The sequence below is a fragment of the Streptomyces eurythermus genome, assembly GCF_014649115.1.
Lineage (GTDB): Bacteria > Actinomycetota > Actinomycetes > Streptomycetales > Streptomycetaceae > Streptomyces > Streptomyces eurythermus.
This window is the reverse complement of the sequence record NZ_BMSK01000030.1, coordinates 82055-90200: the sequence shown is the minus strand read 5'-3', so window position 1 is coordinate 90200 and position 8146 is coordinate 82055. Positions and strand designations below refer to the sequence as shown.

Annotated in this window: 5 protein-coding genes and 1 pseudogene; 3 read left to right on the top strand and 3 right to left on the bottom strand. The window is 70.4% G+C overall.

Features of this window, described 5'->3' with window-relative positions:
- A partial coding sequence (locus IE251_RS37605; RefSeq protein WP_189757432.1) for a transposase occupies positions 1–329 on the top strand: 329 nt, incomplete at its 5' end.
- A 125-nt stretch (positions 330–454) separates the two neighbouring features.
- A complete protein-coding gene (locus IE251_RS37600) occupies positions 455–1372 on the top strand; it encodes a hypothetical protein (protein ID WP_189757431.1) in 918 nt (305 codons plus the stop codon).
- A gap of 1112 nt (positions 1373–2484) precedes the next feature.
- On the opposite strand, the gene IE251_RS37595 is transcribed toward IE251_RS37600, so the two are convergent.
- A complete protein-coding gene (locus IE251_RS37595) occupies positions 2485–3072 on the bottom strand; it encodes an Imm21 family immunity protein (protein WP_229897109.1) in 588 nt (195 codons plus the stop codon).
- A gap of 949 nt (positions 3073–4021) precedes the next feature.
- Positions 4022–5701, bottom strand: coding sequence for a HEAT repeat domain-containing protein (locus IE251_RS37590; RefSeq protein WP_189757430.1), 1680 nt, complete (start codon positions 5699–5701; stop codon positions 4022–4024).
- Positions 5702–6056: 355 nt separating this feature from the next.
- Between IE251_RS37590 and IE251_RS37585 the strand changes: the two genes are divergently transcribed.
- On the top strand, positions 6057–6473 hold the full coding sequence (locus IE251_RS37585) for a hypothetical protein (protein ID WP_189757429.1): 417 nt from the start codon (positions 6057–6059) through the stop codon (positions 6471–6473).
- Here IE251_RS37585 and IE251_RS37580 read toward each other — a convergent pair.
- A pseudogene (locus IE251_RS37580) lies at positions 6465–7519 on the bottom strand (IS110 family RNA-guided transposase); the annotation flags it as partial. The gene IE251_RS37585 and the pseudogene IE251_RS37580 overlap by 9 nt on opposite strands.
- Between the last annotated feature and the right edge of the window lie 627 nt (positions 7520–8146).

The window sequence follows — 8146 nt, the reverse complement described above, 5'->3', positions numbered from 1 at the left end:
TGGTGGAGGGTCACCAAACGAGACACGACCCCCACCGCGGCCGCCACTTCAAGCCCCAGCGCCTGCACGCCGACAAAGCCTACGACCGGGCCGACCTGCGCAGACGGCTCCACGGGAAGCGCATCGGCGTGCGCATCGCCCGCAAAGGCATCGAGTCCAGCGAGCGATTAGGGCGCCGCAGGTCGGTCATCGAGCGGACGATGTCCTGGCTGTCCGGCTACCGCCGCTTGAGCCCTCGCTACGAACGCGATCACCGCAACTACCTGGCCTTTCTCGGCCTCGCCGCCGCCCTGTGCTGCTACAAGCGACTCGTCCGCCTCACCACGTAGGACACGGTCCTGGGACGGCACGAAAGCCGATCTTCGCTCCCTTGGCGGGAGTGGGGATTGACCCGAGCTGTAACGTGGTGATCTTCAGGTGGCGTAGGCCCCTGGAGTCCCAAAGGTGAATCCCCATGACGATCGATGAGCTGCCCATCGCGTGGAGGCTGTCCCTCAAGGACGTCCAGGCGGGGTGGCGTGCGCTGTGGTGGACCGTGGGGCCGGATGGCGAACTGGCCGTGATGCTGGTCCAGCGCCGGTACCTGAGCCGCGACAAGTATCCCCGCGGGTGGGTCGGATGGCACGTCGAGACGCCCTTCGGCGGGGAGCTGGTCATCACCTCAGGGCAGGAGCGGCGGCGCATCCCGGTCGAAGGGATCGACATGTGGCCCAGCCATCTGGCTCTCCTCCCCGGGTCCCGGTTCCTGCTCGTGTCGGGCCGTACCCACCGGGACGCGGAGGGAGACTGGCGGGAGAACGCCGTCGTGTACTCCCCCGAGGGTCGGCAAGAGGGTGCCTTCTGCCTCGGTGACGACATTCCGGCCCTGGTCACCGACCGCAGCGGGGGGATCTGGACCGCCTACGGCGACGAGGGTATCTACGGCGGCCACCCGGAGTCCGCGGCCGGCCTGGCGGGCTGGAACAACCGGGGTGTCGCCACGTGGGCACCGAAGGGGAGACTTCCCGACTCGCCACTGGAAGGCTGCACGGCCGCCACGGAAGGCGAGTCAGTGTGGCTGGTCTGGTACAGCCCCAAAGGGACCTTCCTCACCCGGATCACACCCTCGACCGGCGAAGTCGCGAGCTACCGCAGCCCGGTGCAAAGCCCGGACGGATTCGCCGTGCGCGGCACGCGGGTGGTCCTGACCAGCCGTGACCACTACAAGCGTAGGACCACCGTGACCCGCGCGGAGTTGGTTGGCGACGTGTGTGTCGCCACCAGTCAGGAGCGGGTGCGGGTGCCCGGGCGGGTGGTGATGCATTGCGGCCAGGGCCGCGACGGTACCCTCTTTCTCCGCGCCGGCCGCACCTGGGTACGCATCGAAGCCTGAGTCCCACGGCTACCAGACCAGAGACGGCCGCGCCGAAGCTCGCGTGGGCCGCCACGTCCTCGACGGATTCCTCGCGGGAACCGGCCTCTCCCTCGGCCAACCATCACCATCACCCTGAAGCGCCGACGTCCGTAGCCGGTCAGACGCCGTCTGGAACCGTCCCTCCGCACCCTATGGCACGGACAGAAGATAGAGCCCCCCAATGCGGCTATGGGCAGCACCCGCCCTACTGAGCCCCGGCGGCCGTCGATGAGGGCATCCTGCTGTGCCTCTGCCCGCCGATTCCGACGACTGCAGTCGGCTGTCCGGGTGCGGGAGTCGACGGCGTCCGGCCCGGTACTGCGCCGGGCTACCGATCACGAGGCCGGGCTCGGAGTGCTCCACAGCCCTCGGACAGGGCCACGGCAGTGAACGTCGCCCACGTCGTCGCGCCGGTCCACGGTGATCCACCGTGTGGTATTCGGCCAGGTTGTCCGATGGCCTTGTGCCATCCGCCAGCAACGCAGCCCCGGCGTCACCAGATCCCCGCTACATGAGGAGGCTGGGGTGGCGTACCGAGGCCCGCAGCCGTTTCGTCGAGAAGCTGGCCGTCGTCATCGTCCTGGTGCAGGGCGTCCTGGTCGCGGCGGACAGGCGACGGCGGAATCGGCGACACGGCGCCGACGGAACAACACGACGAAAACGGCGGCCCTGGCAGCCGGGCGCGACGGCCCGGTCCCACGCCGGGACGGCGGGCAGCGGGCAGCGGGCACCGTCACGGTGGCCACCAGGAGGTTCTCCGGCCTGTCGGCCGCCCGCCGGCGCCACCGGTCAGGAACAATTCGGAGCCGTCCGTGCCCGTCGCACGTTGCCCGGACGGGCCGCCCGCCCCTCCCCTGCCGCAAACCCGTGCGGTGGTGTTCCGGGCCGGCCCCCGAACCCGCCCGGTTCCGCGCAGCTCGCCGTCCGCGCCGGCCGGGCACGGTTGAATCCGGTCCGCCGCCTCGACTCGCCAGCGCCGCCGTGCGCCGTCCTGGTCCCGGCCTTCCGCCTGTGCCGCTGGCCCCGCGGCACGGTCTGCCGACGCGGACGACGGCAGGCCAACCGCAGTTCGAGTGGCAGAGGTCTGAGCGTCAGGGGTGACCGTCCTCGGCGAGGAGCTGCACCAAGCCGACCCATGGGAAGTCGCCGTTCTTATGGATTGCCCGCACCCTCCACTGGCCTGCCGGGATCTGCACTGGAGCCTGGTCCGGCCGGCCCCCGTCGGGATACTCCGTTCCCAGATCGGCGCCTGCTACGGCCGAATCCATCAACACCGCCGGGCCATCGTTGACCCACAGTCCGCCGTCCTCCCAAGCGGTGACCGGATCGGCCAGGACCGCTTCGGCTGCTGCGAACAACTCAGCCTCGGAGTCTGTGGCCAGCCACCGCACGAACAGCAGTTTCTCCGGCAGGAAGCACGTTCTTGCAGGTTCATCGGCCAGGACAAGCGCAGTGACGGCGCCCGTGCCCACGGCGATCACACCGGCCCAGTCCTCCACCTCGCAAGCGCGGTCGTAGTCATCGCGGCCATCGGTATCGCCAAGGACGGAACCGTCCTCCGTGCATCCACCCCAGGCGTTCACCGAGGACTCCGGAACGACGATCAAGGGGCCACCCATCGACCGGACCCACACCAGCCCAGCACGGTCACAGCGATCGGCGTCGTGAGAAGCATCCATGCGCGCAGTCTGCCGCCCACCACTGACACCGCTCCCGGGCCCGAGCCTGGTCGGGCGACCTGGTCACTCAGATGCGGCCCTGCGCCCCGGTGTCCTGCGGGCCGGTACAAGGCAGGAAGCCCTGAGTTCAGATCTCGCGACAGGAGATCACGGAACCGCGAGCGCGGTCGAACGGCACCACTTCCCGGGAAGGTGGACGGGTTCAGGGACCTTGCGCGCATGGCGCCCTTCGCCCCTTCCCCTGGGTGGTGGTGCTGGTGCGGAACCAGATCCGCTTCCCGTGTAGAAGGGGCTGGCTTGTCCAGTTCGTTGGCGCGCCGGGACAGCAGGTAGAGGCCGCGGCCGCCTTCCGCCCTCGAGCTGACTCTGGTACCACCCCTGCAGGAGGATCCGCGCAATCTCGGACTCCAGCGTCTCGGGGTCGATCTCTGGCAACACCATGTGGCGTTGCGGTACCGGGCTGACCGCCATCGGCCAGTCGTCGCGTAGGAGGCCCTGGGCCCCAGTACTGAGCGGCATGTTGTCCGGCTGATGACCACGCTGATTGACGTGAGGTACATGAGGTGCGGTCGCCAGGACGTGCGGTTACGGGAATGCAGGCGTCCACCCAACAGGGGCCACGCGCCGCCGCACGGGCAAGGGCGGGTGACGGCCGGTGTACCGAGCACACCGCGCCGTCACCCGACGAGATCTTCGGGTCCGACATCACCGTCGTCGTGCTCCCGGTGCACTCCCCTCAGCGAGAACACCGCACCTGGGTGCGCGGCCCGGCTGCGGACGGTGTGCACCCAGGCGTGGCGGCAGGCGAGGTTGACGCAGCGGGCGTGGTCGGTCAAGTTGCCGCCGCAGTGCCCGAGCGGTGCCTGCTGGACTTGGGGTTCTGGCTCGTCCGGGTCATTGCCGCAGCGGAGCCGGGCTCGCCCGGTGCGGCGTCGATCGCGCGTCCGACTCAGTAGGGCGGCTGCTGCCCGAGGCCGTGCCCAGGCGTCGATTGGGCGGGCACGGCTTCCTTGTCGCCGGTGAGCGCGTCGAGTGCGGCCTGGGCGGCGGCGCGCACACAGTTGTCGGGAGCGTTGGTCAGAGGGCGGATCTGGGCGTGCGCGGCTTGCGCGACGGGTCCGGAGGTGGCGAGGGCGTTGAGGGCTGAGGTGACCACGGTCCAGCTCTGGTGCCGGCTTGCCCAGGTGAGGGTGTCGGTGATGACGGGTATGGCGATGGGGTCCTTCAGCCCGGCGAGGCGGGACAGGTAGAGGCCGGCGGGGATGGGGGCGTCCGGGCGGTGGGGGTCGATGCGGCGCAGACCGTCGGCCAGGAGGGGGACGAGCCGGTCGGCGGCCTGCGGGTAGCCGCCGACGCCGTAGAGGGCCCGCCAGTCGTCCACGCGGGTTTCCAGGGAGCGGATCAGGTCGGGCAGGGCGCGGGGGTCGCGGTGGTCGGCCAGGGTCATGACCGCCTCTTGGTAGGCGCTGCGCACGAGTGGGTTGCCGCTGGCCCAGACGTCGGGGCCGTGGATGTTGCGCAGGGTGGCCATGTGGTCGGCGAGGGTATCGAGGAGCAGTGCGGTGTCCCCGGGGGCGACCGTGAGCCGGCTGCCCCGCCCGGTGAACCCGCGTGTGATCATGCGGGCTGCGGCCCAGTCGTCCGGGAGCAGGTCGAGGAGGCGGGTCAGGACGGGGCTGGGCAGGGGGCCGGGGATGTCCTCGGCCATGGCGATGGCGTCGTACCGGGTCGCTGCATCGGGACTCGTCAGTTGTGCGACGAGGAGGTCGGCGCGTTCGGCGATCCGGTCGCCCAGGGCGGTGTGCAGGGCACGCAGGACGCTGCTGACCGGGGAGTGTTCCTCCCAGGGGTGCTCGGGGTCGAAGAAGGCGGCGGCCAGGTGAGCGGGGCGAACCGCGGGGGCGACGTCCCGGCCGCGGACGTGGCTCGACGCCTCGCACCAGCGGCATCCGTCGCATGGCTTCCCGGCGGCCGGGGTCGCGGTGATCTCCCGCAGGAGAGCGATCGCGCGGGGTACGACATCGAAGCCGTCCTTGTCCGGGGCGAGTTGAAAGCGGTGGGTGAGGGCTGAGAGCCGGACCGGGGCGTCAGCGTAAGGCCGCGCGGGGCCGTCGATCAGGTCCTCCAGCCAGGCCGTCACGGTCGGAGCGGTCACCGGTAGCCGGTCGGCCAGACGCGCCATCGTACGGACGACCAGCAACCGCTCCACGATGTCCTCCGCGGCCGGCAGGCGTTCGGCCAGGACACGGGCGGCACGCCCGCCGTCGCCGAGGAAGAGACCGACCGCCGTAATGGCCGGGCGACGCACCAGCGTGTCCGTGTCCGCCGCGTACCGGACGAAGGCCTCCGCCCGCTCGGCCATCTCCGCGACGATGTCCACGTGCGCCGTCGACTCGACCCCGTTCACCGTGAAGTAGGTACCTTCAGGGTCCCGGTCCAGCGATGCACGTCCGATGCGCATGAGCAGCTCGACGATCTCGCCCCGGTCGGGAATGGCCGGGTTGTCGGCCATGGCGAACAGCAGGGGCACGCTCGCCGCGGTGCACGGGTCGACAGCTCCTTGGTCATGGGCCTCCGCATAGAAGTCCTCCAGCCCCTCGGACCGCACCGCCGGGTCTTCGGAGAGCATCTTCGTAAGGTGGCGCGGGACTCCGCAGACCTGTGCGGCCGGCCACGGTGAGGTCGCGGGCGGAAACCGCGCGAGCACCGGCGTGTTCGGCGGCGTCTCGATACGCCAACCGCGGTCTCGCGGACCGGCCCAGCGGCGGACACGCGGATACGGCGGCGGCGCGGCGCGCGCGGCCCGAGGCCGAGACCACCAGCCCATCCCCTCCGGCGCCGTGCTGAGGCGGACGGCGCGCGAGCTGCGCAGGAGTGGAGGGTGCGCCTGTCGAGCCGATGCTGGCCCGCTCCGTCACCGCGCTGCCGTCTGCGGGGGGGTGCCCCTATGCAGTTCGTCAAGGTGGCGGGTTAGCTTGCTGGTGATGTCAGCTGGGGAAGGGGATGTGGTGGGGGCGTCGGGTGGAGGGCCGAAGGCGCGGGCCGTCGAGGAGTGGCGGGACGTCTATGACCTGCTGGATGCCGTTCGGCAGCGGCCGAACGCATGGGTGCGTAACGGCTCGTTGCAGGAATTGGCGGTGTTGATGTCCGGGTACCACCTCGCGCTTCAGGTCCACGATGTTGATGAGGTGTTCGAGTTCCACCGTGGAAGTGGAGGGTTTGCTTTCTGGCTAAGCAGGACCCGTGGATGGTCGATGGCGACCGGGTGGGATGTTGCGATCACGGAGAATTTGCCTGGCGAACCTCCGCTTGACGCCTTCTTCCGGCTCGTGGACGAGTACCGAGAGTTCGCAGGTCACCAGGTTCGTGAAGTCTCTCGGCATGGTGTCTGTTCATGCTGATCGCGCGGCTTGGGGTTCGTAGAAGGTTCCGTCACGGAGCATCGCGAACAGGACGTCGGCCCGCCGCCGGGCGAGGCAGAGCAGGGCCTGGGTGTGGTGCTTGCCCTGGGCGATCTTCTTGTCGTAGTAGGTCCGCGATGCCGGGTCGCCCAGGGCCGCGAACGCGGAGAGGAAGAAAGCCCGTTGAGCTGCTTGTTTCCTCTCCGGGAGGGCTGTTCGCCTCGGATTGACGACCCTGAACTTCGGGTCGCTGGGGCGAGTCCGGCGTAGGCGGCGAGGTGGCCGGCGGTCGGGAAAGTGCTGCCGTCGCCGACCTCGATCAGGATCCTGGCTCCGGTCCTGACGCCGATGCCCGGCATGGACGTCAGGACCTTCGAAAGAGGGTGAGCCTCCAGGAGTTCCTCGATCCTCGTGGCCAGCAGTTTGCGCTGGTCAAGCACGGCCGTCAGCGAGCCGGCCAGGCTTGGGACGATGAGCGCTGCCGCGTCGGTCCCCGGAACGGTGACGGTCTGCTCGTCCAGAGCGGTGAAGATGTCCTCGACCAGCCGCTCGGCCATCCTGGGGGCCTTCGGCCGTAACAGCGTGACCAGCCGTCGTCGTCCGGCCTTGCGGATCTGGGCCGGGGATCCGAACCGCTCCAGCAAGGTCAGGACGGCCGGGTGCTGCAACCGCGGCCCCAGCACCCGCTCCAGCGACGGATGGATCTGGGGCAGCAGGCCGTGGAGCCGGTTCGCGACCCTGGTCGCTTCGCCGGCAAGGTCGTCGTCGAACCCGACGATCATCTCCAGCTCGGCGATCGTCTCGTCCTCGCCGTCGATAGCCCGCAGCGTGTGCGGCATCGCGCGGGCCGCGTCCGCGATGATGAACGCGTCCTTCGCGTCCGTCTTCGCCTCGCCGGGGTAGAGATCGGCTATCCGCCGCATCGTCAGGCCGGGCAGGTAGGCCACGGGACAGCCCATGTCCCTGGCGACCGCGAGCGGCAGGGCTCCGATCGAGGCCGGCTGGTCGACTACGACCAGCACCGTTCCGTGCTTGGCCTGCAGTTGGGCTGAAGCTGCGGACCCGTATCACGGTGGAAGGGATCATCGGCGCGGTCACCGGCGCTGTGTCCTCGCCCCGGAGCCTCCTGCTCGGCCGGCTTCGCCTGGCGGCCCGCTCCGCGCCCCTGTCCCGCACCGCGGCGGCCGAGCTGGGCGCGGTCCTGCGGCCGACGCTACGTCACCCGTGTTGTGCTGAGCGGGCTCGTATCCGCTCCGGCGGCGACGCCGAGGTCCTGGGGCACGATCCCGGGCGCGAGGACCCGCCTGGCGCGGCCGCCTGGGCAACGTCCCGCAGGCCAGCTGCGACCGCGGCCTCCGCGCGGGCTGGCACGCACGGTTGTCGGGGGCGGCGAGGTCGGACGGCGGCCGAACTGTGAAGGGGCCCGCCAAGCTTGCCCGCCGCGAAGCCATTGGAGACGAGCGCCGAACCTGCCGCTGGCTGTACGGCCACGCGCGCCCTGGACGCCGTCCCCCGACTGTCACCACCGACCTGCCGGTCTACTCGCCCACGAACCTCGCACTGCGTCAGCCCACCCCAGTGGGCTGACCCGGGCCCACGGACACGTGCCCCCGCCTCGGACGGTCCTCCAACTGCCGCACGTGCAGCGCTTGCTGCGTCCAGCACACAACGTA